General features: G+C 65.8%; 24 protein-coding genes, 1 tRNA gene and 1 riboswitch. Of the genes, 7 read left to right on the forward strand and 18 right to left on the reverse strand.

Annotation, left to right across the window (positions count from 1 at the left end; genetic code table 11):
- Genes LB528_RS07530 through LB528_RS07540 form a run of 3 tightly spaced genes read right to left on the reverse strand, consistent with a single transcriptional unit; the run spans nt 1 to nt 3,213 of the window.
- Complete coding sequence (locus tag LB528_RS07530) at nt 1-1,218, reverse strand: ABC transporter permease (RefSeq protein WP_224714385.1); 1,218 nt, start codon at nt 1,216-1,218, stop codon at nt 1-3.
- A complete protein-coding gene (locus LB528_RS07535; protein ID WP_224714386.1) occupies nt 1,215-1,922 on the reverse strand; it encodes an ABC transporter ATP-binding protein in 708 nt (235 codons plus the stop codon). The genes LB528_RS07530 and LB528_RS07535 overlap by 4 nt, the downstream gene beginning before the upstream one ends.
- Nucleotides 1,923-1,926: 4 nt before the next feature.
- Nucleotides 1,927-3,213: an efflux RND transporter periplasmic adaptor subunit gene (locus tag LB528_RS07540; protein WP_224714387.1), complete on the reverse strand. Its 1,287-nt coding sequence runs from the start codon at nt 3,211-3,213 to the stop codon at nt 1,927-1,929.
- 133 nt (nt 3,214-3,346) lie between these two features.
- Here LB528_RS07540 and LB528_RS07545 point away from each other — a divergent pair, with 133 nt between their 5' ends.
- The 3 genes from LB528_RS07545 (at nt 3,347) to LB528_RS07555 (ending at nt 5,388) form a co-directional block, all read left to right on the forward strand.
- Nucleotides 3,347-4,249 (forward strand): PhzF family phenazine biosynthesis protein, encoded by a 903-nt coding sequence (locus LB528_RS07545; RefSeq protein WP_224714388.1) that lies wholly within the window; start codon nt 3,347-3,349, stop codon nt 4,247-4,249.
- Between the two features lie 106 nt (nt 4,250-4,355).
- Nucleotides 4,356-4,431: transfer RNA gene (locus tag LB528_RS07550), tRNA-Lys, on the forward strand.
- 279 nt (nt 4,432-4,710) lie between these two features.
- Nucleotides 4,711-5,388: an outer membrane protein gene (locus tag LB528_RS07555; RefSeq protein WP_224714389.1), complete on the forward strand. Its 678-nt coding sequence runs from the start codon at nt 4,711-4,713 to the stop codon at nt 5,386-5,388.
- Nucleotides 5,389-5,516: 128 nt separating this feature from the next.
- On the opposite strand, the gene cobT is transcribed toward LB528_RS07555, so the two are convergent.
- Genes cobT through cbiE form a run of 7 tightly spaced genes read right to left on the reverse strand, consistent with a single transcriptional unit; the run spans nt 5,517 to nt 11,826 of the window.
- Nucleotides 5,517-6,527 carry a nicotinate-nucleotide--dimethylbenzimidazole phosphoribosyltransferase gene (cobT, locus tag LB528_RS07560; protein ID WP_224714390.1) on the reverse strand — a complete coding sequence of 337 codons (1,011 nt, stop codon included), beginning with the start codon at nt 6,525-6,527 and terminating at the stop codon, nt 5,517-5,519.
- 24 nt (nt 6,528-6,551) lie between these two features.
- Nucleotides 6,552-7,319 carry an adenosylcobinamide-GDP ribazoletransferase gene (gene cobS / locus LB528_RS07565; protein ID WP_224714391.1) on the reverse strand — a complete coding sequence of 256 codons (768 nt, stop codon included), beginning with the start codon at nt 7,317-7,319 and terminating at the stop codon, nt 6,552-6,554.
- Nucleotides 7,316-8,632, reverse strand: coding sequence for a cobyrinate a,c-diamide synthase (locus LB528_RS07570; RefSeq protein ID WP_224714392.1), 1,317 nt, complete (start codon nt 8,630-8,632; stop codon nt 7,316-7,318). Before LB528_RS07570 ends, cobS begins: the two co-directional genes overlap by 4 nt.
- Nucleotides 8,629-9,444, reverse strand: a complete 816-nt coding sequence (gene cobA, locus LB528_RS07575) for a uroporphyrinogen-III C-methyltransferase (RefSeq protein ID WP_224714393.1) — start codon at nt 9,442-9,444, stop codon at nt 8,629-8,631. The genes LB528_RS07570 and cobA overlap by 4 nt, the downstream gene beginning before the upstream one ends.
- Nucleotides 9,441-10,205 carry a precorrin-4 C(11)-methyltransferase gene (gene cobM, locus LB528_RS07580; RefSeq protein ID WP_224714394.1) on the reverse strand — a complete coding sequence of 255 codons (765 nt, stop codon included), beginning with the start codon at nt 10,203-10,205 and terminating at the stop codon, nt 9,441-9,443. The genes cobA and cobM overlap by 4 nt, the downstream gene beginning before the upstream one ends.
- Nucleotides 10,202-10,588 (reverse strand): cobalamin biosynthesis protein, encoded by a 387-nt coding sequence (locus LB528_RS07585; RefSeq protein ID WP_224516301.1) that lies wholly within the window; start codon nt 10,586-10,588, stop codon nt 10,202-10,204. Before LB528_RS07585 ends, cobM begins: the two co-directional genes overlap by 4 nt.
- On the reverse strand, nt 10,585-11,826 hold the full coding sequence (gene cbiE, locus LB528_RS07590) for a precorrin-6y C5,15-methyltransferase (decarboxylating) subunit CbiE (protein ID WP_224516300.1): 1,242 nt from the start codon (nt 11,824-11,826) through the stop codon (nt 10,585-10,587). Before cbiE ends, LB528_RS07585 begins: the two co-directional genes overlap by 4 nt.
- Before the next feature lies 1 nt (nt 11,827).
- Here cbiE and LB528_RS07595 point away from each other — a divergent pair, with 1 nt between their 5' ends.
- Complete coding sequence (locus tag LB528_RS07595; protein WP_224516299.1) at nt 11,828-12,595, forward strand: cobalt-precorrin-6A reductase; 768 nt, start codon at nt 11,828-11,830, stop codon at nt 12,593-12,595.
- On the opposite strand, the gene LB528_RS07600 is transcribed toward LB528_RS07595, so the two are convergent.
- From LB528_RS07600 to LB528_RS07635, 8 genes are all read right to left on the reverse strand, one after another.
- Nucleotides 12,562-13,323 carry a precorrin-3B C(17)-methyltransferase gene (locus LB528_RS07600; RefSeq protein ID WP_224714395.1) on the reverse strand — a complete coding sequence of 254 codons (762 nt, stop codon included), beginning with the start codon at nt 13,321-13,323 and terminating at the stop codon, nt 12,562-12,564. The two genes, LB528_RS07595 and LB528_RS07600, sit on opposite strands and share 34 nt — an antisense overlap.
- Nucleotides 13,320-14,066, reverse strand: a complete 747-nt coding sequence (locus tag LB528_RS07605; RefSeq protein ID WP_263487061.1) for a precorrin-2 C(20)-methyltransferase — start codon at nt 14,064-14,066, stop codon at nt 13,320-13,322. The genes LB528_RS07600 and LB528_RS07605 overlap by 4 nt, the downstream gene beginning before the upstream one ends.
- 8 nt (nt 14,067-14,074) lie before the next feature.
- Nucleotides 14,075-14,707, reverse strand: coding sequence for a precorrin-8X methylmutase (locus tag LB528_RS07610; RefSeq protein ID WP_224714397.1), 633 nt, complete (start codon nt 14,705-14,707; stop codon nt 14,075-14,077).
- Nucleotides 14,708-16,072 (reverse strand): precorrin-3B synthase, encoded by a 1,365-nt coding sequence (gene cobG, locus LB528_RS07615; RefSeq protein WP_224714422.1) that lies wholly within the window; start codon nt 16,070-16,072, stop codon nt 14,708-14,710.
- Entirely contained in the window at nt 16,069-19,677 is a 3,609-nt protein-coding gene (cobN, locus tag LB528_RS07620; RefSeq protein ID WP_224714398.1) for a cobaltochelatase subunit CobN, read from the reverse strand. The genes cobG and cobN overlap by 4 nt, the downstream gene beginning before the upstream one ends.
- A gap of 17 nt (nt 19,678-19,694) precedes the next feature.
- A complete protein-coding gene (cobW, locus tag LB528_RS07625) occupies nt 19,695-20,732 on the reverse strand; it encodes a cobalamin biosynthesis protein CobW (protein ID WP_224516293.1) in 1,038 nt (345 codons plus the stop codon).
- 2 nt (nt 20,733-20,734) lie between these two features.
- The gene (locus LB528_RS07630; protein ID WP_224516370.1) at nt 20,735-21,160 is read right to left on the reverse strand and encodes a DUF1636 family protein; all 426 of its coding nucleotides are present in this window, start codon (nt 21,158-21,160) and stop codon (nt 20,735-20,737) included.
- 39 nt (nt 21,161-21,199) lie between these two features.
- Nucleotides 21,200-21,403: riboswitch (cobalamin riboswitch) on the reverse strand.
- Nucleotides 21,404-21,433: 30 nt separating this feature from the next.
- Complete coding sequence (locus LB528_RS07635; RefSeq protein WP_224516292.1) at nt 21,434-22,633, reverse strand: winged helix-turn-helix domain-containing protein; 1,200 nt, start codon at nt 22,631-22,633, stop codon at nt 21,434-21,436.
- Nucleotides 22,634-22,966: 333 nt separating this feature from the next.
- On the opposite strand from LB528_RS07635, the gene LB528_RS07640 reads away from it, so the two are divergent.
- From LB528_RS07640 to LB528_RS07650, 3 genes are read left to right on the forward strand one after another with little or no spacing between them, the layout of a single operon-like run.
- Nucleotides 22,967-23,332 (forward strand): NADH-quinone oxidoreductase subunit A, encoded by a 366-nt coding sequence (locus LB528_RS07640; RefSeq protein ID WP_040982049.1) that lies wholly within the window; start codon nt 22,967-22,969, stop codon nt 23,330-23,332.
- Nucleotides 23,323-23,904 carry a NuoB/complex I 20 kDa subunit family protein gene (locus LB528_RS07645; protein WP_015317338.1) on the forward strand — a complete coding sequence of 194 codons (582 nt, stop codon included), beginning with the start codon at nt 23,323-23,325 and terminating at the stop codon, nt 23,902-23,904. The genes LB528_RS07640 and LB528_RS07645 overlap by 10 nt, the downstream gene beginning before the upstream one ends.
- A 4-nt stretch (nt 23,905-23,908) precedes the next feature.
- Nucleotides 23,909-24,508, forward strand: coding sequence for an NADH-quinone oxidoreductase subunit C (locus tag LB528_RS07650; RefSeq protein WP_224714399.1), 600 nt, complete (start codon nt 23,909-23,911; stop codon nt 24,506-24,508).

A 24,508-nucleotide genomic window follows, 5' to 3' on the forward strand; every position in this document is an offset into this window, starting at 1 on the left:
CTATTCGTGCCGCAGCGCGTCGATCGGATCGAGCCTTGCGCCGCGCAGCGCCGGGAAGAAGCCGAACACCATGCCGATCAGCGCCGAAAAGCCGACGGCGAGCAGGACGACGGCAGGGCTTGGCGCGAACGGTATCGTCAGCGCCATCGAGGCCATGCCGGCCAGCGAAAGACCGATCAGGATGCCGATGATGCCGCCAAAGAGCGACAGCACCGTCGCCTCGACCAGGAACTGGATGAGGATGTGTTTTTCATGTGCGCCGATCGCCAGCCTGATGCCGATCTCGCGCGTGCGCTCGGTGACCGAGACCAGCATGATGTTCATGATGCCGATGCCGCCGACCAGCAGGCTGACGCCGGCAACGGCGCCCAGCATGCCGGTCATGGTGGTGGTGGCGCTGGTCATCGCGTCGGCGATCTGGGTCATGTCGCGGATGGCGAAATCGGGATCGCGGTCGGGCGTGATGCGGCGCGTGTCGCGCAAAATGTCCTCCACGCGCGGCTGCAGCTCGCTGGTCGGGGTGCGGTCGTCGGCGGCGATATAGATGTTCTCGATGTCGAGGTTGCCGGCGATGCGCCGCTGATAGGCGTGCAGCGGCATCAGCACGACATTGTCCTGGTCCTGGCCGAAGCCGGTATAGCCCTTGGGCTCGAGCAGGCCGATGATCTTGCAGGAAGTGCGGTTGACACGGATGATCTCGCCTTCCGGATCGCCGGCGCCGAAGAATTGCTGGCGCACCGTTTCGCCGATCAGGCACACACCCGCGCCGGCGCGCGTTTCGGAATCGCTGAACGGGCGGCCTGACACCAGCTTCCAGTCGCGGGCGTCGAGATAGGCGCTGTCGGTGCCGGTGACGCCAGAGGTCAGGCTTTCGGTGCCGAAGATAACGCGGACCTGTTTTTGCGAGGCAGGCGAAATCGCGCGGGCGCCGCTCAGATGCGCGACGAGTGCCGTGACATCCTTTTCGGCCAGCGGCCGCACCGCCTGGTCGAGCCCTCCCGGTCCGCCGGGTCCCGCCGGCCGGCCGGCGCGGACGACGAGCAAGTTGCTGCCGAGCTTGGAAATATCGGCCTTGACCTTCTCCGTCGTGCCGGAGCCGATGGTGAGCATGGCGATGACGGCGGCGACGCCGATGACGATGCCAAGCAATGTCAGGAAGGAGCGCAACACATTGCGGCGGATCGAGCGCAGCGAGAGGCGGACGGTTTCCCAGATCATGCCGCTTCCTCAGCTTTCAAAGTATCGGAGGCGACATGGCCGTCGAGGAAGCGGATGGTGCGGCCGGCATAGCCGGCGACATCGGCCTCGTGGGTGACCATGACGATGGAGAGACCGAGCTCGGCATTGAGCCTTGTCAACAGCTCCATGATCTCGTGCGTGCGCGCGGTGTCGAGGTTGCCGGTGGGTTCGTCGGCGACGAGCAGCGTCGGCCTGGTGACGATGGCGCGGGCGATCGCGACGCGCTGCTGCTGGCCGCCCGAAAGCTGGGCCGGCGTGTGGTGCTCGCGCCCGACAAGCCCGACCTCGGCCAGCGCTTGCATGGCGAGATCACGGCGCTCGCGCGCGGCGACGCCGCGATAGATCAGCGGCAGCTCGACATTTTCCGCGGCGGTGGTGCGCGGCAGCAGATTATAGCCTTGGAAGACGAAGCCGATATAGAGGTTGCGCAAAAGCGCGCGGCGGTTGCGGTCGAGGCGGCCCGCATCGATGCCCATGAAACAGTAGGTTCCGGCCGTCGGCGTATCGAGGCAGCCGATGATGTTCATCGCCGTCGATTTGCCCGACCCCGAGGGACCCATGATGGCGACGAATTCGCCGCGCCGGATGGCGAGATCGACGCCGGCCAGCGCGTGCACGCGGGCCTCGCCCTCGCCATAACTTTTCCAGACCTTGTCGAAGGTGATGAGCAGGGGAGCCGACATTTCGTCAGCTCCGCTGCTGCGCGCCGGTGATGACCTCAGCGCCTTCATCGAGGCCGGACGTGATCTCGGTCAACTCGCCGTCGGTCGAGCCGATTCTGACGTTGACCGGATGCGGCCGGCCGTTCTCCAGCACATAAAGCGTGCGCGAGCCGTCGGTCGGCGCCTTCGTTGCCTCGGCTTGCCGGTTGGGGCGGCCCATTCGGCCGGTGAAGAGGTCGCGCAGGCTCCAGCCGCGTGCCTGCTGTTGCATCGGGCGGTAGCGGAAGGCGGTCGACGGGACGGTGAGCACCTCCTTGGCCTGCCGGGTGACGACGGAGACCGTCGCCGTCATGCCGGGCCGCAAGAGAAGCTCGCCATTGTCGACTTCGAGCCGCGCTTTGTAGGTGACGACGCCGTCGGTGGTGACCGAGGCGTAGGAGATGTCGCGGATCTCGGCATCGAAGGGTCGGTCCGGGAAAGCGTCGACGGTGAAGCGGGCGTGCTGGCCGGACTTGACCTGGCCGATGTCGGCCTCGTCGACGGCGGCCTGCAATTCCATGTTCCTCAGGTCGGCGGCGATGACGAAGAGCACCGGCGCCTGCAGCGAGGACGCGACGGTCTGGCCGGGATCGACCGAGCGCGTCAGCACGATGCCGTCGATCGGCGCATAGATGGTGCTCTTGGCGAGATCGGTCTGCTGCGCCTTGAGATCGGCCTGGGCGATGGCGAGATTGGCTTCGGCGCTGTCGAGCGCCGCCTTCGAGCGGTCGCGCGTCGCCGTCGCCGCTTCTAGCGATTGGTCCGTCGCCATGCCGCGCTTGGTCAGCGCGCTTGCGCGCGCAAGCGCGTTCTCGTTCTCCTGCAAGGTCACCTTGGCGTTCTCGACGCTTGCTGCCGCCGCCTTGGCGGAGGCGGTGGCGCGCTCGATCTGGACCTCCAGCTTGGCGGTGTCGAGCCTCGCCAGCACGTCGCCCTTCTTGACCTGCTGGTTTTCATTGACCGCGACCGAGCGGACGATGCCGGAAAGCTCACTGGAGATGTCGACCTGGGTCAGCGGCTGCAGCGTGCCGGTGGCCGATACCGCGACGGTGAGGTCGGCGATCGCCGCGGGCACGGCGGTGTATTCGATCCTGGGAGGTACTGCGGCATACCATCGATAGAGGGCAATGCCGGCGGCGATGATTGCCACCGCCAGCAGCGCGTAGAGCCAGAAGCGGCGACGCTTGCGGCTTACGCCCTTGCGGTCGAGCCCGAGCGCTGCCTCTATGGAAGTACCGGATTCCGCGTTTGGCGGATTGACAAGCTGGTCCACGCCGGACCCCTATGCTGAAAATGGATGTCCCCTATCCGTCCACAAATCAGGCCTTAAGGTTCGAATTTCAAATTAAATTTCCCTCATGTTGGGAGTGAGGCCGAAATTCGGGGCGAGGCGAAAGGTTTTCTCCATGGCGCGCAATTACTTGCTTTACGATGTGTTTACCACCGAAAGGCTGGCCGGAAATCCGCTCGCGGTGGTGCTGAACAGCGACGGGCTCGACACTGCCGGCATGCAGGCGGTCGCGCGCGAATTCAACCTGTCCGAGACGGTGTTCGTGTTGCCTCCCGACAATCCAAAGCACCGCAACCGTATCCGCATCTTCACGCCCGACTATGAGATGCCTTTTGCGGGGCATCCGACGGTCGGCTCGGCGATCGCGCTGGCCGAACTCGCCGGGGAGGCCGCCGGCATTTTCGTGCTGGAGGAGAATATCGGACCGGTGCGCTGCGCGGTGAGCAAGCATGGCGGCTCGACCTTCGCCGAGTTCGACCTGGCGAAACTGCCGGAACCCTTGGAACTCAAGGCTGACCCGGAAGCGATCGGCGCGGCGCTCGGCCTTGCCCCGCACGAGATCGGCTTCGAGAATCACCGTGTCGCCTTCTGGTCGGCCGGCGTGCCTTATGTGACGATTCCGGTTGCCGGGTTGGAGGAGGCGGCCAAGATCAGGCTCGACAACCAGGCATGGTCGGAATTGGCACCCCGCAAGAGCGAATGGGCGTTCGCCAGCCCCTATGTCTATTGCCGCGAGACGGTGCATCACGACAGCGCCTTCCATGTGCGCATGATCGTGCCCGGCACCCCTTCCTATGAGGACCCGGCAACGGGTTCGGCCGCGGCGGCCTTTGCCGGTGCGATCATGCATTTCGACGCCCCGACCGACGGCATTTCGCAACTCTGGATCGAGCAGGGGCTGGAAATGGGCCGGCCTTCGCGCATCCGGCTCGAGCTCAATGTCGAAGCCGGAAAACTGGCATCCGCGCGCATTGGCGGCCATGCGATCAAGGTGGCTGAAGGCAAGCTATTCGTGTGACACCTGCGGCAATTCAGCGATTTGTCGGGAAATGATCCGGCGGGGCCTAGACATAGCCGAAAGCGGCGGCTATATGCGCCGCCGACGCTGGTTTTCCCGGCGGTGTGGGTGTGTAGCTCAGTTGGTAGAGCAGCTGACTCTTAATCAGCGGGTCCACAGTTCGATCCTGTGCACACCCACCAATTTTCCTTTGATTAGATGGAAGCCCCGCTGCCCAGTCGACCGGCTGCTTGGGCTATTGGATACTGTCTTAGCTTGGCTGGCATAGCAAGCCCGGTCTGTCCGTATATGCCGATTTTCTATGATGAGATCGCCGATAGCCACAGCAACAGCGCCGCCGCCACGGTTGATCAAGGAATATCCGAATTTGTGGCAGAAAGGTTACATGGTTTGTCAAAGAACTGAGCTAAAAATAGACGCACCGATTTTCTCACAGGAATGCCCGATGCGCGCGCTCAAGTTTGCCCCTGCTTTCTTCGCTTGCGATTGCTACTCCCGTATTGGCGGCGGACCTGTCCCCCCAACCGATCCAGCCCGTGGCTTATGATTGGTCTGGCATCTATGTAGGTGCGCAGGCCGGGTACGTTTGGGGAAATTCAACTTACGACGGCGCGGGGTCCCCTGCAGGCCCGCCCTTCATTAGCACGTCCGTCGATCCCAACGGCGGTTTTGGCGGTGCATACGTCGGCTATAACTACCAGTTCGGTGGTAATTATGTCGTTGGCGTTGAAGCGGACGTGAATTTCGCCGACGCAAAGTCGGACAACAATGCGTTTCCTGGGTTCCCAGGTGTCTCCGGAAGCAGTGATTTGAAATGGTTCGGATCGACACGCCTGCGCGCCGGCTACGCGTTCGATCGTTTCTTGCCATTTGTAACTGGCGGTGTCGCATTCGCCAGATATTCCGGCGCATCCAATTTTCCGGGCGGTTCAAGCGAGATCAGCGGCACCAGGGCGGGCTGGACGATAGGCGCTGGACTTGAATACGCCATGACCGACAATTTGATCGGGCGCGTCGAATACCGCTATTCCGACTATGGCCGTGAATCGGTATCTTCGCCGTTCTCTTTCCCGACACAGGCTGCCAGGCTTGATCTGAACACCAACGATGTCCGCGTTGGGCTTAGCTACAAATTCTGATTTCCGATTACCTCTTTCAAACCCCGCCTACGCGGGGTTTTTTATTGTGCGACGGCTCTGGGGAATTGTGGCCGCCTTAATGGCGGCCATATTCAACTCAGCGGCCCCTTGAAGACATTTGTGAGCATTCATTTTTCCGAAACGCCGGCCTCGGCAAAGCTCGCCATCTTCGCGTGGCATTCCAGTGCCGAACGCACGATGTTGACGGCAAGGCAGGCGCCGGAGCCTTCGCCGAGCCGCATGCCGAGATCGAGCAGCGGGGGCAGGCCGAGGGCCTCGAGCAGGCGGCGGTGGCCGGCTTCGGCCGAGACATGGGCGGCGATGGTGTGCGCCAGCCCGGTCGGATGCAGCCTCGCCAGAGGTGCTGCGGCTGCGGTGCAGACGAAGCCGTCAAGCAGCACCGGCACGTTATTCTTGCGCGCGGCGAGTGTGGCGCCGAGGATTGCCGCCAGCTCGCGCCCGCCCAGGGCGGCAGCGATCTTCAGCGGGTCGGAGAGCGCATCGGCATGGCGCTTGAGGCCGGCCTCGATGGCCACGACCTTGCGCAGCAGCCCGGCATCGTCGACGCCGGTGCCGCGGCCGGTCCATTTTTCCGCGCCGCCGCCGAAAAGCGCCGTCGAGATCGCCGCCGCCGGCGTGGTGTTGCCGATGCCCATCTCGCCGAAGCAGACGAGGTCGAGATCCTTAGTTACCGTGTCGTAGCCGGTCGAGACGGCGGCGAGGAACGCCTTTTCGTCCATCGCCGGCACTTGCGTGAAATCGCCGGTCGGATGGTCGAGGTCAAGCGGGATGACGTTCAGCTTGGCGCCAGCGATGCGGGCCAGCTGGTTGATGGCCGCGCCGCCGCCGGCGAAGTTCGCCACCATCTGTACGGTGACCTCGGATGGATAGGCCGAGACGCCTTGCGCGGTGACGCCGTGATTGCCGGCGAAGACCAAGACCTTCACATGGTCGAGTTTCGGCACGTCGCGGCCCTGCCAGCGGCCGAGCCAGGCGGCGATCGTTTCCAGCCGGCCGAGGCTGCCTTGAGGCTTGGTCAGAGTGTCCTGGCGGCGGGCGACGGCGCTGGCGGCGGCGTCGCTGCCGGCCGGAAGATCGAGGCATGCGGCGCGAAGGTCTTCGAGGGATTTGAAGCTCATGGGGGCAAGGTCTCCGAAAGAGAATCAGGAAAGGCAAACGGATGCGACGAGCAGCACCGCGATCTCGCCAAGCTGCTGCAGCGCGCCGATCGTGTCGCCGGTCTGGCCGCCGATCTGGCTGAGGCAAAGCGCACGGAACGCCATGAAGACCAGGCCGAGCAGGATCAGCGCCGCGATCGCGCCGCCAAGACCGAGCGCCAGCAGTGCCACGGCACCAAGCGCAGCACCTATGATGGCGGTCTCGGTGGTGACGGTGCCTGCGCCCGCCGATAGGCCGTCGCTGCGGGCCGGCGGCAGAAGATGCATGAAGGCGCCGAACAGGCCGCGCGAGCCGGCATGCGCGGCAAGCAGCGCCAGGAATACGTGGCCCGGACCGGCGAGTTCTGAAAGAGCGCTCCAGCGGATGAGCAGCGACAGCCCAAGCGCTGCGGCGCCATAGGCGCCGATGCGGCTGTCGCGCATGATCTCCAATTTCTTGTCGCGCGTCCTGCCGCCCCAAAAGCCATCGGCGATATCGGAAAGCCCGTCCTCGTGCAGGCAGCCTGTAACGAGCATCGTCGCGGCGAGCGTGAGCGCCGCGGCCGGTGCTGTGGCGAGGCCGAAAACGGCGGCGATGGCATAGACGAGCGCGCCGATGATCGCCACCGCGAGACCGGCGAAGGGCGCCGCCCAGATCGCATCCGCCAGGCTGCGGCCGCCGAAATCGCTCGAAGGCAATCTCAGCCGGGTGAAAAAGACGAGGCTGAGGCCGATATCGTCAAGCACTTGCCGGGGTGCGGAGGGACCGCTCATGCGCCTCTCGCAATGGCATGGAAGAAGGTGCCGCTGACATGGCCGCGCCGGTAGCCTGAGGCGCCGAGCGGATTGCCCCGGCCATCGGCAAGATCGGCCAAGGGCTCGTCATTGCCGGCAGCAAGCATCTGCGCATAATGGAACTCGTGACCGCGGATCAGCGTCCCCTCCGGCCCCAATGGGCAGGCGGCACGCAGCCGCGCCTCGCGGTAGCCGAGATTCATCTTGCGTTTGGCGAAGCTGGTCGAATGGCCGAGCAGGCCAAGCATGTTGTGGCTCTCGCCGTCTGCGTCTTCCAGCATTTCGCCCAGCACCATGAAGCCCCCGCACTCGCCGTGAACCGGCTTCGTCGCCGCAAACCGCGCCATTCCGGCCTGGAAGTTCGTCGCGGCCGCGAGCCTGCCGGCATGCAGTTCGGGATAGCCGCCAGGCAGCCAGCAAACATCGCAGTCCTGCGAGGGCGCCTCGTCGGCCAGTGGCGAGAAAGGCACGATCTCGGCGCCGGCCTTGCGCCAATGCGTGGCGACATGCGGATAGAGGAAGGTGAAGGCGGCGTCCTCCGCCAGCGCGATGCGCTGCCCGGGCGACTGCAAGGCATCGCCGAAGTCGCCAGCCGCTGGTTGCAGCGGGGATGCCAGCGCCAGGATGGCGTCGATGTCGAGCGACTTCTCGACCATGTCGGCCAGCCGGTCGAGATGCGCCATCAGGTTTTCGTATTCGCCGGCCTGGACGAGGCCGAGATGCCGTTCCGGCAGGTTGAGCGTCGGATCGCGCAGGATGGCGCCGACCACGGGCAAGCCGATCGCCTCGATGGCGTCGCCGGACAGGCGGCGATGGCGTTCGCTGCCTAGCCGATTGAGCACGACGCCGGCCATGCGCACAGCCGGGTCGTAGGTGGCGAAACCCTTGGCCACCGCCGCCGCCGTGGTCGACTGGCCGGAAACGTCGAGCACCAGAAGCACCGGGAGGCCATAGAGCCGCGCCAGATCGGCGGCCGAGCCTGAGCGGCCTTGCGGGGCGGGGATGCCGTCGAACAGGCCCATCGCGCTTTCAAGGATAATGTATTCGGCGTCGTCCGCAGCCTCCGCGGCCAGCGCGTTGAGCAGGGAAGGCGACATCGCCCAGCTGTCGAGGTTGACGCCCGAGAGTCCGGTCGCGGCGGCGTGGAAGCCCGGGTCGATATAGTCCGGTCCGGACTTTGCGCCGCGCACTTTCAGGCCGCGCCTGGCAAGCGCGCGCAACAGGCCTATGGTGACGCTGGTCTTGCCCGATCCGGAGCGCGGCGCGCCGATGATGATCGCGCGCGCCGTCATGCGCCGCCAGCCAATGCCGCGCGCATGGCGACGATGCCGCCGACCACGATCAGCGCCGGCGAAGCGAGCCCGGCGGCCGCGGCCTCGTCAGCGATGGTGGCGAGCGTGGCGACGACGATGCGCTCCTGCGGCGTGGTTGCCGCGACGATCACGGCGGCCGGGGTCGATGGCGCGAGGCCGCCCTCGAGCAGCTTTGCCGCGATCACCGGCAGGTTGGCCATGCCCATATAGACGACGACCGGCTGTCCGGTGCGGGCGATCGCGGTCCAGTCGATGTCGTCATCGGTGCCGGCGGCGTGGCCGGTGGCGAGGATGACCGCCTTGTTGATGCCGCGCATGGTGGCGGGAATGCCGGTGGCAGCCAGCGCGCTGAGGCCGGAGGTGAGGCCGGAGAGCACCCGGAACGGAATTTCTTCGCCTGCGAGCGCCAGAGCCTCCTCGCCGCCGCGGCCGAAAATATAAGGGTCGCCGCCCTTCAGGCGCACGACGCGGCGGCCTTCGCGCGCCAACCGCACAAGGAGGGCGTTGATGTCGTCCTGCTTCATCGAGGGCTGGCCGCCGCGTTTTCCGGCGTAGAAAAGTTCTGCGCCTTGAGCGACAGCCACGACATCGGGCGAGACCAGCGCGTCATAGACCAGCGCGTCGCATTGCCCGAGCGCCGCCAGCACTTCCAGCGTCAGGCAGCCGGGGTCGCCGGGACCGGCGCCGGCCAGCCAGACATGGCCGGGCTCGAGCTCGCGCGGCTTGAAGTTCAGCCGCGCCAGCGCCTGCTCCACATTAGCCCGTCCGTTCGTATTGGCGCTGCCGTTCACAATCCATCCCGTCCGCGAAAACGCCGCTGGTAGTGGGCGTCGTACAATGAGCTTTCGCCGAAATCCTGCGCGGCGAGAGCGCTGCCGACGAAGATGATCGCGGTGCGTTCCATCGGGCTCTCCGCCAGTTGCGCTTCGATGGTGCCCAGCGTGCCGGTCAGGATGCGCTCGTCCGGCCAGGAGGCGCGGAAGACGACCGCGACCGGACATTCGGCGCCGTAAAGCGGCGTCAGATCCGCGACGATGCGGTCGATGGCATGGATGGCGAGATGAATGGCAAGCGTAGCGCCGGTGCGGCCGAAGCCGGCCAGCGTCTCGCCCGGCGGCATTTTCGAGGCGCGGCCGGAGACGCGGGTCAGCACCAGGCTTTGCGCGAGTTCGGGAATGGTGAGCTCGCGGCGAAGTGCTGCCGCCGCTGCCGCGAACGAGGGCACGCCTGGGGTCAGCGAGTAGGGGATGCCGTGCTTTTCCAGGCGCCTGATCTGTTCGGCCACCGCGCTCCACACCGAAAGATCGCCGGAATGCAGGCGCGAGACGTCGTGGCCGGCCTTGTGCGCGGCGACATATTCGGCCTCGATCTCGTCAAGCGACATCGGCGCGGTGTCGATCAGCTTGGTGCCTGGCACGCAATGCTCTAGCAGCTCCGGCGCGACGATCGAGCCGGCATAGAGGCAGACCGGGCAACTGGCCAGGAGCCGCGCGCCGCGCAGCGTGATGAGATCGGCCGCACCTGGACCGGCGCCGATGAAATGGATGGTCATGGCGCATCTCCGCTGATGGCGATGGCGCAGGTGACCGGACCGAGCACGATGCGCGGTCCAAACAGTTTCGCACCTTTTCCGGCCGCGGCCAGGGCCGAGGCTTCCGAAACCGAAGGCGTGCCGGCCTCGGCCTGCGACGCGTCGGAGCGACTGACTGTGCCGGACGAGACGGATTGCAGTGCGGCGTCGGAGATGACGAGCACGGGGAGGTCGAGGTCTCGGGCGGCAAGGAAGATCGCCGGCTCATCGCGCTTGATTTCACCCGTCGCCAATGCAGAAAGCGCCGTCATCGTAAGCCCATGCGCCTCAAGCGCGGTCTCGATCGCGGCGCGAACGTCGCCCGCCGTCACACCTTTGCGGCTGCCGATACCTGCGACCATCATGGCTTGACCCAGCTCCACTGCGTGACCGGCATGGCCGGTCGCCACGCCTGCATCGAGCCGACAGGCGCCGCGCGTGACAGGGCGATGCGGGTCAGGTCGCCGCCGCGTCTGTTGTGCTGGTCGAGCAGCAGCGCCTCCATCTCCAGCGTCACCGCATTGGCGACGAGCCGGCCGCCGGGACGGAGCGCCTTGATTGCCTTCTCCAGCACGCCGGCATCGCTGCCGCCGCCGCCGATGAAGATGGCATCGGGCGTCTCCAATTTTGCCAGCGCCTTAGGCGCGGCGCCCTCGATCACGACGAGGCCGGGCACGCCGCAATGCGCGGCGTTGCGGGCGATGCGGGCGGCGCGTTCTGCGTTAGCCTCGATGGCGATGGCGCGCAGCGAGGAATGCGCCAGCATCCATTCAATACCGATCGAGCCCGAGCCGGCGCCGATATCCCAGAGCAATTCGCCGCGCCGCGGCGCCAGTGCCGACAGCGTGATAGCGCGGATCTCGCGCTTGGTGATCTGGCCGTCATGCTCGAACAGATGATCGGCAAGGCCGACGGTCAGAGGCAGGACGCGGGCATCCGGTGTTGATTCAATTTCAATCGCCAGCACGTTGAGCGGATTGACGTTTTCGAGATCGAAGGCTTCGGCGCGAGCGGTGCGGCGTGCCTCATCCTGCCCACCGAGTGCTTCGAGGACCGTCAGTCGCGAAGGGCCGAAACCGAGCTCGTCGAGCAGTGCGGCGATGGCCGCCGGCGCGTCGGCGTCGGAGGTGAGCGCCAGGATACGCGCGCCGGAATGGAGCAGAGGCCGGATCAGGTCGATCGAATGGCCGTGCAGCGAGATTGTCTCCACGTCATGCAATGCCCAGCCGAGACGGGACGCGGCCAGCGACAGAGACGAGGGCGCCGGCAGGACGAGCATTTGCTCCGGCTTGACCTTGCGGGCCAGCGTGGCGCCGACACCATGGAAAAACGGGTCGCCGGACGCCAGCACGCAGACCTTTTTGCCCGCGATCGCCAGCACGTCGCGCATTTCGGCATCGAAGGGCGTCGGCCACGGGCGCGCTTCGCCCTTGGCCAGCGACGCGACAAGGCTGAGATGCCGCTTGCCGCCGAAGACGATCTCGGCCTCGGCAATCCGCTGCTTGGCCTCGTCGCCGAGACCCGCTACACCGTCCTCGCCGATGCCGACGATGGTGAGCCATTTTGAGGCTGGCTTGGCGGCGCGCGGACCCTTAGCAGGCATGATGACCCACCATATTCTGATCCTCGGCGGAACGACGGAAGCCCGGCAATTGGCCGGGAAGCTCGCCCGTCGCGACGATTTTTCGGTCAGGCTGTCGCTGGCCGGCCGCACTGAAAGCCCGGTCGCGCAAGGCGTGCCGGTGCGTGTCGGCGGCTTTGGCGGCGCAGATGGGCTGGCTGCCCATCTTCGCGAGGAACATATCGATCTGCTGATCGACGCCACGCATCCATACGCCGCGCGTATTTCGACCAATGCCGCCGAAGCGGCCAGGCAGACGGACGTGCCGATCCTGGCGCTGCGCCGTCCCGGCTGGGAACCCGTGACGGGTGATCGCTGGACGCTGGTTGACAATGTCACCGAGGCGGCACGTGCGCTCGGCACGGCGCCGCGTCGCGTCTTCCTGGCGATCGGCCGGCAGGAGGCGGGCGCGTTCGAGGCCGCTCCGCAGCACCGCTACCTGATCCGCAGCGTCGATCCGGTCGAGCCGGAGCTTGGCGTGCCCGATGCGCTCTACTTGCTGGCGCGCGGACCGTTTCCGGAAGCGGACGAAAGGGCATTGCTCGAGAGATACGGCATCGATGCCGTCGTTTCGAAGAACAGCGGCGGCGAGGCGACCTATGGCAAGGTCGCCGCTGCGCGGGCGCTTGGTATCGAGGTGATCATGATCCGCCGACCGTCTTTGCCGGACGTTCCTTCGACTGAGACCGTCGATGCGCTGGCGGCAAAGGTCGATCATCATTTCGACCCCGTTGCAGAACGCGGGGTGTAGACCAGCGCTGGTTTTTCGCCGCGCTTGATGATGCGGGTTTCCGGCGAGCCGATGATGATGCAGGTCGCCATGTCGGCTTTTGCCGCATCGGCATCCGCCAGCAGAGAGACTTCGATACGCTCGTCGGGCCGGCCGGCGGCGCGGCCGAAGATCACCGGCGTGGTGCCGGGCAGCACCGCCTTCAGGCATTGGAAGGCGCGGCCAAGCTGCCAGGGGCGAGCCTTGCTGATGGGATTGTAGAGCGCGATGACGAAGCCGGCCCCGGCCGCCGCCAACAAGCGCAGCTCGATCAGCTCCCACGGCTTCAGATTGTCGGAGAGCGAGATGGCGCAGAAATCATGGCCGAGCGGCGCGCCGATGCGGGCGGCTACGGCCAGCATCGCAGTCACGCCCGGGACAACCGAGATGTCGATGGCACGCCATTCTTCAGGGCCGGCTTCGATCGCCTCGCATACGGCGGCGGCCATGGCAAAAACGCCCGGATCCCCGCCGGAGACGACGGCGACGTTGTGTCCCTCGGCAGCCTTGGCCAGCGCCTCGTTCGAGCGGGCGAGTTCCTCACGGTTGTCGGAGGCGATGCGGGTCTGGTCCGGCCGCAGCTCCAGCCGGTCGAGATAGGGCTTGTAGCCATAGAAGAAGGAAGCCTCGGCGACGGCAGTGGCAGCCTGCGGCGTGACCTGATCGGCATTGCCGGGTCCGAGACCGATGACGGTAAGGCGGCCGCTCATGGCTTTGCCCCAGGGGCCCCTGGGCGGGCCGACCAGCCGGCAACCAGCACGATGGCGAAATAGGGCGCCCTGTCGTCCGATTTTTCGGCGAGCCGCATCGAGACGCTGCCCGGCATGGTGCCGCGCTCGACATAGACGGCCTTGGCCAGCTTGCCGGTGGCTTCCAGCGCGCGGCGGATCTTTGGCAGGTTGCGGCCGACCTTCATGATAACGGCGGCGTCGGTGTCGGCGAGGCGACGGGTCAGCTCGAACTCGCTCATCGTGCCGGGCAGCACACTCAGCACGTCGTCGCCCTGGACGATCGGCAGGCCGGTGGCCGACCAGCAGCCGGACATGGCGGTTATGCCGGGGATGACCTCGGTCGGAAAACGATGCGCCAGGCGCACATGCAGATGCATGTAGGAGCCGTAGAAGAGCGGATCGCCCTCCGACAGCACCGCCACCATCCTGCCGGCGCCGAGATGGTCGGCCACCTGCTCGGCCGACTGCTCGTAGAAATCGGTGATCTGCGAGCGGTAGTCGTCGTCATCCTTGTCGATTTCCGTCGTCACCGGATAGAGCAGCGGCAGCTCGATCATGTCCGGCCGGAAGCGCGCCTCGACGATGGCGCGCGCATTGCTGTTGTTGCCGCGCTTGGCGAAATAGGCGACGACGTCGGCCTCGGCCAGCGCGCGCGCTGCCTTCAGCGTCAGAAGCTCCGGATCGCCGGGGCCGGTGCCGACGCCGACCAGACGGCCTTTCATGATCGCGTTCACAGGCCGGGCCTCGCCAGAGAATTGAGCGCGGCGGCGGTCATGGCGCTGCCGCCCAGCCTGCCGCGCACGATGGCGTAGGGCACGCCATAGGAGTTCTCGGCCAGCGCATCCTTGGATTCGGCGGCGCCGACGAAGCCGACCGGCATGCCGATGATCGCGGCCGGCTTCGGCGCGCCGTCGCGCAGCTTCTCAAGCAGATAGAAGAGCGCGGTCGGCGCGTTGCCGATGGCAACGACAGAGCCGGCCATGAGCTCGCCCCAGAGGTCGATCGCGGCGGCCGAGCGCGTGTTGCCGATTTGCTTGGCGATGTCGTGCGTGCGCGGATCGCGCAGCGTGCAGATCACCTCGTTGCCGGCGGGCAGCCGGGCGCGGGTGATGCCGTGCGCCACCATCTCGGCATCGCAGAAGATCGGCGCGCCGGCGGCGAGCGCGGTGCGGGCGGCGTCGACGAAACCATCGGAGAAAACGAAATGGCTGGCGGCTTCGACCTGGCCGCAGGCATGGATCATGCGGATCGCGACATCGGCCTCCGCTTCCGAGAAGCGAGACAGATCCGCCTCGGCGCGGATGATGGCGAAAGAGCGCTCGTAGATCGCCGTCCCGTCATGGATATAGTCGTAGGCGGCCATTCACTGGTTCCGTCGATAGAGTTCGGCGATGCTGGCCGCGCCAAGTCTTTTCAGGCAGGCGGCGGTTTCGCCCTGATGTCGTCCGTCGCGGATCGCGGCAAGAATGCCGGCGACCCCGCGCGCGGCGTCATAGCCCGGCCTGTACGCGGCAGGAAGAGCCTTTGCCGTCCCGTCCACGACAAGTCCGGCTCCGTTTTCGTCGCCGACCAGGGTGAGCGCGGCGGTGCCGGGATGCGCGCAGCCCTTGGCGCAGCCGGAGATGTGTAGGGTCAACGAGGCATCGAGAAGGTCCGCGCTTTCCTTTGCGATGGTTTCGGCGATGGCGCGGGTGGCGATGCGGCCGGACGCGCAGGCCGGCGCGCCTGGGCAGGCGGCGATGCGGGTGCGCGGGTCGGCCGGGTCGGTGACGAAGCCGAGCGCGGCGGCGGAGGCTTTGAGCAAGGAGGAGGCGGAGAGGCCGAGGAAGAGCAAGGCGCGACCTGGGGCAAGGCGGATTTCGGTGGCGCCGAGGTTTGCGGATTGCGCGGCGAGGTCAATGAGGTTTTGCGCCGGCATGCTGCCGTAGGGCAGGGCGATGCCGAGGGCGTCGCCGCCCGTGAGAGCGAAGGTGTCAATGGGATGGATCTTAGGCTGGCGTTTCTTCACACCCCCCTCTGTCCTTGCGGGGGAGATGTCCGGCAGGACAGAGGGGGGTGTGACGGAATGCCATCGTGCGAGTGAATTGAGTTGTCTCTCAGACAAATCTCTTGTGTGGGCCTCACGACCTCGCTCAGCCACCATCCTCAACGCCGCCACAGCAATGTCGCGGGAAGCATCAGCATCGACCGTCGCGAGCGGCCTTGCACTGCGCTCGTCGCCGGCAACCGACAGGCTCCAAAGAACATCATCGCCAGCCCATACAGCCTTCAGCCTTACATCGGCCGTCACGGCATCCATCGTAAGCTGTCCGCCGCCATCGACAACCACGGACACCTTCGGCCCCAGCCTTGCCGTCAGCCCGGCTTCCCCGATCGCCGCCCTGATCTGCTCAGCCAGCGGGCGCGGATCGGCGTTCTCTTCCGGATCGATCCCAGCCAGCGGCCCCGTCTCGACCGGCACTCCGGTGCGCACCGCGATGCCCAGCGCATCCACTTCGTCCGCCAGCAACCGGGCGCTTTCGGCCGTCAAACCACGAATCTGCAGGCTGCCGCGCGCCGTCACCTCCATGATGCCGTTGCCGTGGCGCAAGGCGGATTCGCCGAGACCGATCATCGACTTGGGCGAAATTCCTCCAGCGACTGGGTTGAGCCGCACCAGCAGCCCGTCGCCGGTCTGCATCGGCGCGCTTAGAGCAGGGCAAGCGCCACGGCGCGAAAACGCGTTCATGCCGCCACTCCACCTGCCTGGGCCTCGGCAATCAAGGCCGCGAGGTCGTCGTCGATGGAGTTGCGCAGCGGGTGCCACAGGCCGCGCCGACGGGCGGCGAGGAACCGTTCGGCGATGACCTTGGCAGCCGCCGGATTCTCGCGCAGCAGGAAGGCACGGACGTCCGGATCGCCAACATAGGCGTCGTGAACGGCCTCGATCAGCGCGCCCGAAATGGCATGGGTAGTCTCCGCGAAGCCGACCAGACGGTCGACCGTCTCGGCGAATTCGGAGGCGCCGCGCGGGCCGTGGCGCATCTGGCCGGCGATGAAGCGCGGGTTGACCGCGCGGGCGCGAACCACGCGCGATACCGCTTCGCCGACCGAACGCGGCTTCGGCTTTTTCGGGTCGGTCGTGTCGAGCACGATGACGTCGGCATTCCTGCCAAGTGCTGCAAGGGCGGCCGAAAAGCCGCCGATGAAGGCGACGTCGGCCGAACCTTCAAGGATGTCGCGGCCAGGGTCATCGCCGGTGTGGACGAGGAGATCGGCTTCGGCGATGCGGCCTTCGAAAGCGCCGGGCGCCGAGATCGCTTCGCCATCGGCGCCGGCATAGGCGTGCGAGGTGGCGTCGAGATAGGCGCGGCCGATCTCTTCGCGCGCGCCCCATTCGCCGCGCGACAGCAGGTCCTCGACGCCGGCGCCATAGGTGCCGGGCGAGGTGCCGAAAATGCGCGGGCTGATCTTCCCCTGAGCGCGCGTCGCTGCGGCGAGCGGGTTCTCGGTATCGTCCTCGTCGCGGCTGGCGACCGCGTTGGCAGCGGCGTCGATCAACGCGATCTGGGTCGGGAACATGTCGCGGAACAGGCCGGAGATGCGCCAGGTGACGTCGACGCGCGGGCGGCCGAGCGTGGCCGGCGGCAGCACCTCGATGCCGGTGACGCGGCCGGTGGCGGCATCCCATTGCGGCCGGCAGCCCATCAGCGCCAGACCTTGCGCGATCTCCTCGCCGCCGGTGCGCAACGAGGCGGAACCCCAGAGGTCGATGACCAGCGAGCGCGGCCAGTCGCCATGGCTTTGCATATAGCTGCGCACCACTTCCTCCGCCGCCGCCTGGCCGAGGTCATAGGCGGTTGGCGTCGGCATTGTGCGCGGATCGGAGGTGAAGAGGTTGCGGCCGGTGGGGAGCACATCGGAGCGACCGCGCGCCGGGGCGCCGGCAGGGCCGGCCTTGATATGGCGGCCATCGAGCGCGGCGAGCAGGTTGGATTTTTCGGCCGCCGCGCTTTGCCGGCGCAGCGGGTCGGCTTCGTCTTCCGGCGCGCGGCCATAGACATGCAGCCCGTCCTTGACGGCGAAATCCTTGAGGTCGCAGAGCCAGGCGTCGATGCGGCGCAGCGCTTCGTCAGGAGCGTCTGTGCCGGCAACGCCGGCTTCGGACGCAAGGCCAGTCTTTTGCGCCGTCTCGACAATCAATTTGGCCAGACGGTCGCGACGGCGGCGGTCGAGGCCGTCGGCCTGCGCATATTCGTCGACCAACCGCTCGAGTTTCTGTTGCGCCTCGTCGAGGCCGGCGCCGGTCAGCGGCGGCGGCAGATGGCCGAGGGTGACGGCCGAAATGCGGCGCTTGGCCTGCGCCGCCTCGCCCGGATTGGAGACGATGAATGGATAGATGACGGGCAGCGATCCGGTGACGATCTCCGGGAAGCAGGTTCCGGAGAGGGCCACCGTCTTGCCCGGCAGCCATTCCAGCGTGCCATGCGCGCCGACATGGATGATGGCATGCACGCCGAGCGATTTCTGCAGCCAGAGGCCGAAAGCGATCAGCTCGTGGCGCGGCGGCAGCGTCGGGTCGTGATAGTCGGCGCGGCGGTCGGCCGAGCGGCCGCGGTCGGGGGCCAGCGCCACGGTGACGTTGCCGAATGTCGCGGCGCGGAAGGGGAAGGTTACCGAGGTCGGCGCTTGAACACCCCCCTCTGGCCCAGAGGGGGGTGCCTCGCGCGAACCGATCCCGTCTGCCTTGCCCCACGCGGCCTCAACAGAAGCTCGCGCTGCTTCCGGCAGTTCGGCTGAAAAGGCGGAGTAGTCCCCTCCCGAGAGGCAGTGCCCACCCACCTGCAGCGCATCCAGCAACGTGCGCGGCGATTGCGGAATCCCCTTAACCGCATAGCCCTGTTCCTTCAGGTCATGCAGCATCGCAAGCACGCTGGAGGGCACATCCAGCCCGACGGCATAACCTGTACGTCCGGGCGCGCTCGGATAATCAGGGATCAGGATCGCGAGCTTGCGCTCCGCCCGCTTCGTCCGCTGCAGGCGGATAAACGCGGCGATCCGCTTGGCCACCTGCGCCACGCGGTCCGCCTCGGGCCGGTTGGCGAAGGCGCGGAAGGCCAGCGCCGGATCGGTCTCGACCTCGCCCTTAAAGGAGATCGCGCCGGCGAGGATGCGGCCGTCGAGCTCGGGCAGCACGACATGCATGGCGAGGTCGGCGGGCGCCAGGCCGCGCTGGTTCTTTTCCCAGACCTCGCGCCTGGTGGTGGCGACGATGACCTGGAAGACGGGCACGCCGGCGCGGTCGAACAGGGTCTCGGCGCCGGGTTCCGCGCCGGAGGCGAAAGCGGTGGCGGTGACGATGGCGGCGGGGTTCAATGTTGCGACGGCATTCTCGACGAAGGCCAGCGATGCCGGATCTTTGAGGCTGGAGACGAAGATCGGTATGGGGGCCAGGCCTTGCGAACACAGGGCGTCAACGAGTGCGTCGATGGGCCCTACGTCGGCGGCAAGCAGCATCGAGCGGTAGAAGAGGATGGGGATGACCGGGGTGCTGAGGTTGTCAGCGTCGAGTTCTGTCGCCCCCCCCTCTGTCCTGCCGGACATCTCCCCCGCAAGGGGGGAGATTGAGCTGCCGTCGATGGTTTCGCCAATCGCGGATGCTGCAATGTGTTCTATTGTTGAGTTAGCAGAAGAGGCGCCACGGTCGATGACGGCTGATCTTCCCCCTTGCGGGGGCCGGCAGGACAGAGGGGGGTGCGAAGGATCGCCGACCTTTGAAAGTGTAGGCTTTTCGACAACTCCCAATCCCGGCTCATAATGCCCCGCCTTCGGCACGCTGACCGGTTCGGCCACGGCCGCATCCGACCCCGCCAACCTTGCCAGCCTTTGCACCAGCGCGCGCATATTGGGCAGGCCGCCTTCGCGGAAATAGCCGAGCAGGGCGTCGAGCTCGGCGCGCGGTAGGGTTGAGCCTTCGATCAGCCGCAGGTCCTCGTCATGGCTTTCGCCGGGCAGCAATGCCAGCTTGATGCCGCGTTCGCGCGCCACCGCGGCGAGTTGGTCGCAGCCATAGCGCCACCAGTCATAGCCGCCGAGGATGCGGACGAGGATGACCCGGGCGTGGCGGGCGACGCTGTCGATCCACAGGTCCACCGACATCGGGTGGCGAAGGTCGCGCAGCGCCGCCAACCGCATCGAAGGCAGCCGCGCCGCATCCGCCTTCCAGGCCGTGGCAAGGCCGGCGAGATCGCTGTCGGTGAAAGACAATGCCACGACATCCGCAGGCGTCTGCCTGAGGTCGATCGGCTCGGCGAGATCGTCGAGCGAAGCGGATGTGGTGGCGAGGATGTGCATCGGAGTCCGGATTTGCCTCAGCCGGCGAGGATACGCTCGATCGCCGGGCGGTTCAGCCCCTTGAGGCCGATGACGACGAGCCGCGAGCGGCGGTCGTCATCGGCTGTCCAGGCGCGGTCGTAATAGTGGTTCACGCGTGGGCCGACGGCCTGCAGCAGAAGCCGCATCGGCTTGCCGCCGACCTCGACGAAGCCTTTAACGCGCAGCACGTTTTCCTGCTCGGCGGCAATGGCGACGCGCTTGGCCAGCTCGTCGGGATTGGCGATCGACGGAATGTCGAGGACGAAGGAATCGAAATCATCATGCTCATGGTCGAGCTCGTCGTCGTGATGGGTCTTGCGGTTCTCGATGTCGTCCTCCACCGCAAGGCCGAGGCCGAGCAGCACGGACGGGTCAACCTTGCCCTGCGCTGTCGGCACGACCTTGACGGCGCGCGCGACATGCTCGCCGATGACGGCGTTGGCGCGGGCGGAGCCCGCCGCATCCATCAGGTCGCTCTTCGACAGGATGATCAGGTCGGCGCAGGCGATCTGGTCCTCGAACACCTCCTCGACCGGATCGTCATGGTCGAGGGAATCGTCCGCTGCACGCTGCGCCTGCAACGCATCCATATCGGAGGCGACGCGGCCGTCGGCGAGCGCCGGGCCGTCGACCACGGCGATGACGCCGTCGACCGTCACGCGGCTCTTCACCGTCGGCCACTGGAATGCCTGCACCAGCGGCTTCGGCAGAGCGAGGCCCGAGGTCTCGATCAGGATATGGTCTACCTTGGGGTTGAGCGACAGGATCTGGTCGAGCGCCGGCACGAAATCGTCGGCAACCGTGCAGCAGATGCAGCCATTGGCGAGCTCGACGATGTTTTCTTCCGGACAAGAGTCGACGCCGCAGCCTTTCAGGATCTCGCCGTCGATGCCGACATCGCCGAACTCGTTGACGATGATCGCCAGCCGCTTGCCCTTGGCGTTCTCGAGCAGATTGCGGATCAGCGTCGTCTTGCCGGCGCCGAGGAAGCCGGTGACGACGGTGCAGGGAACACGGGAAACGGATGCGGTCATGGTCAGTCCTTCAGCATGTCGAGAGGGGGGATGCGGGCAACCAGGCCGCGCTTGAGGGAATCGGGCCGGCCGCGCCAGGGGATGAGGCCATCGGTCGAGGTGGCGAAGAGCTTTGCGCCGGCGACGAGATCAGCGCCGCTGGTCGTGTTCAGATCGCCGAAGACGTAGCTCCAGCAGCCGTCGCGCAGCAGCACGGCGCTCAGCCGGCGTTTGCAGTTGCCGAGGCATTCGACGGTACGGATGCTGATCTTTTCGCCGGAGGCAGCCCGACGCGTGTCTTCGGCAAGCAGTGCACCGGCGCGCGGATGCGCATCCGAACCCGTCTCGTCGCGGCAGGATGAGCAGACGATGACGGTCACACCGGCCAAAGCGTCGGGCTCGGACGGATTATCCGCACTGTTTGCCGGGAAACTGCCGTTGCGATCCAAAACCATGCTCCTTGCCCGGAAAACCCGCCGGGTATTCGGATACTTAAAGTCTCAGACGGCAGGTCTCCTGGCTCACGGGTCGTCGCCCTGAATGCCGCCTTCCCGGGAACATCCCAGTGGTTTTCGGCAGAGGCTCGTCGCTTACAGTTGCGGGGACAGCCGCGGATTTGGGTGTTGGCCCGCACCGCATTCCCTCTTGGCTCCTCCCTTTGCCGGGAGAAGACCGTCTGGGTCAGGATTTAGGCTTACGGTTAGGTCCCTGTCAACGCGCAGCTACGACACCTTGATGTCGGCCAGCGCCGGTCCGAGGTCGCCGGCCGGCGTCACTTCGATCGACTCCAGGCCGAGCCAGCCCTGCATCTGCTTCAGCTCATCGAAAAGCTGGGCGGCCGTTTCGGGCGGGGCGCCGGCCTCGGCATAGGCGGCGTGGACGCGCAAGATGCTGGCCGGGCGGTCAGCTCTCAGATCGACGCGGGCGACGATCCGATCGCCGAGCAGGAAGGGCAGAACGTAGTAGCCATATTGGCGTTTTTCGGCCGGCGTGTAGATCTCGATGCGGTAGCGGAAATTGAAGAGTTTCTCCGTCCTGGTGCGTTCGAAGACGACGGGATCGAAGGGGGCGAGCAGGGCGCGCGCCTCTATCCGGCGCGGGGAACGGGCGTCCTTGTGGAGATAGGCGGTCTTGTCCCAGCCTTCGACCTTCACCGGCAGCAATTCGCCGGCATCGACCAAATCCTCGATGCGGTCCTTCGTGTCGCCCGGCGCGAGTCGAAAATAGTCGCGCAGGTCGCCATAGGTGGCGATACCGTGGGCGCGGGCTGAGATGCGCAGCAATTCGCGATGCGCGTCCTCGACCGAGGGTACGGGAAGGTCGAGCACCGCCTGCGGCAAAACGCGCTCGGGCAGGTCGTAATAGCGTTCGAAGCCGCGGCGGTAGGCGGTCGTAATGCGTCCGGCCCAGAACAGCCATTCGAACGCGTGTTTGGCCTCGCTCCAGCCCCACCAGCCGCCATTGCCCTTGTGGCCATCGATATCGGAGGCGGCGATCGGACCGCGATCAGCGACCTCTCTATATATCTCGTCGATCATTTCCTTGCGTTCACGGCCCCATTTCGCCAGGCCGAGATACATCTCGTCGCCCTGCTCGGCGCGCTGCATGCGCCAGCGCATCAGAGGATAGGTCTCGACGGGCAGGAACGACGCCTCATGCGCCCAGTATTCGAACACGGCGCGCTTGCGGGTGACCGCGGCATTGTCGAGCAGCGTAAGCGGGTAGGGGCCGAGACGCGAATAGAGCGGCATATAATGCGCGCGCACCACCGCGCTCACGGAATCGATCTGCAGAAGGCCGGTTCGCGAAAGCACCCGGGCAAGGTGCCGGCGATCCGGAACTCCTGCGGGGCGAGGGTCGTTGAACCCTTGCGCGCCGAGCGCAATGCGCCTCGCCATGGCCAGCGAAATCTTGTCCTTCATCAGGTGTCCTTGCCCCGATCGTCCGTTAGATCTTCAGCCGTGATTCCGGCCATGCTAGCAGGCAAATGGCGGGAGATATGTCAGGAGAGAAAAGTGGAGTAAAAAGCGAAGGAAATCAAACAGGAGCGGATCGGACCAGTTTCTTCCGATAAGCCGTCCAGGGCCGCGATTTGAACAAGGTTTGACTTGCGTCACCGAAACCGCTGCGCTAACCCTCGCCGCGTTGCAGCATGGGCCCGTTAAAACGGTTCAGCGGTTAATCTGTCACGCTTCCGCATTAGAGTTCGTTGCTGTAATCAAAATGAACTGCCCCCACCGAAGGAAAGTCGCCGCATGAGCGCACTCCTAAGTTCGTACCTGCCTATCGTGCTGTTCATCGCCGTGGCGATGATCGTCGGTCTGGCACTCATCGTTGCTCCGTTCCTGGTGGCCTACCGCAATCCCGACCCGGAAAAGCTTTCCGCCTATGAATGCGGGTTCAACTCGTTCGACGACGCCCGCATGAAGTTCGACATCCGCTTCTACTTGGTGTCGATCCTGTTCATCATCTTCGATCTCGAGGTCGCCTTCCTGTTCCCGTGGGCGGTGTCCTTCTCGAAGCTCGGCATGCTCGGCTTCTGGTCGATGATGGTCTTCTTGGCGGTGCTGACCATCGGTTTTGCCTATGAATGGAAAAAAGGAGCGCTGGAATGGGATTGAACGACAGTTCAGGCACCCTCGTCGCGCCGAAGCCCAAGGGCATCATCGACCCCAACACCGGCAGGCCGGTAGGGGAAGACGATCCCTTCTTCCTCGAAATCAACAATGAGCTGGCCGACAAGGGTTTTCTTGTCACCTCGACCGAAGCGCTGATCACCTGGGCGCGCAGCGGCTCGCTGATGTTCATGACCTTCGGCCTCGCCTGCTGCGCGGTCGAAATGATCCACACCTCGATGCCGCGCTATGACTCGGAGCGTTTCGGCGTCGCGCCGCGCGCGTCGCCGCGCCAGTCCGACATCATGATCGTCGCCGGCACGCTGACCAACAAGATGGCGCCGGCGCTGCGCAAGGTTTATGACCAGATGCCGGAGCCACGCTACGTCATCTCGATGGGCTCCTGCGCCAATGGCGGCGGCTACTACCACTATTCGTATTCGGTGGTGCGCGGCTGCGACCGCGTCGTGCCGGTCGACATCTATGTGCCCGGCTGCCCGCCGAGCGCGGAAGCGCTGCTCTACGGCATTCTCCTTCTGCAGAAGAAGATCCGCCGCACCGGCACGATCGAGCGGTGAGCCGATGACCCTGGCGTTGAACGAACTCTCCACCTATCTCGGCGAGAAGCTCTCCGGCCGCATCGGCGAAGCCGTGCTTGCCTATGGCGAGCTGACGGTGCCGGTCGAGCCGGGCAATCTTATCGAGGTGGCCACCTTCCTGCGCGACGATCCGCGCTGCCAGTTCATCTCGATCGTCGACATTTGCGGCGCCGACTATCCCTCGCGCGCCAAGCGCTTCGATGTCGTCTATCACCTTCTGTCGCCGAAGCAGAATGTGCGCATCCGGCTCAAGGTCCAGGCCGACGAGGAGACGCTGGTGCCGTCGCTGACCGGCGTCTATCCCGGTGCCGACTGGTTCGAGCGCGAGACTTACGACCTTTACGGCGTGTTGTTTTCGGGCCATCCGGACCTGCGCCGCATTCTCACCGACTATGGTTTCGAAGGCCATCCGCTGCGCAAGGATTTCCCGCTGACCGGTTTCGTCGAGGTTCGCTACGACGACGAGGCCAAGCGGGTCATCTATGAGCCGGTGGAATTGAAGCAGGAATTCAGAAACTTCGACTTCTTGAGCCCGTGGGAAGGAACGGATTACGTCCTTCCCGGGGATGAGAAGGCGAAGTAG

This window comes from Mesorhizobium sp. CA4, from assembly GCF_020165075.1.
Classification (GTDB): Bacteria; Pseudomonadota; Alphaproteobacteria; order Rhizobiales; family Rhizobiaceae; genus Mesorhizobium.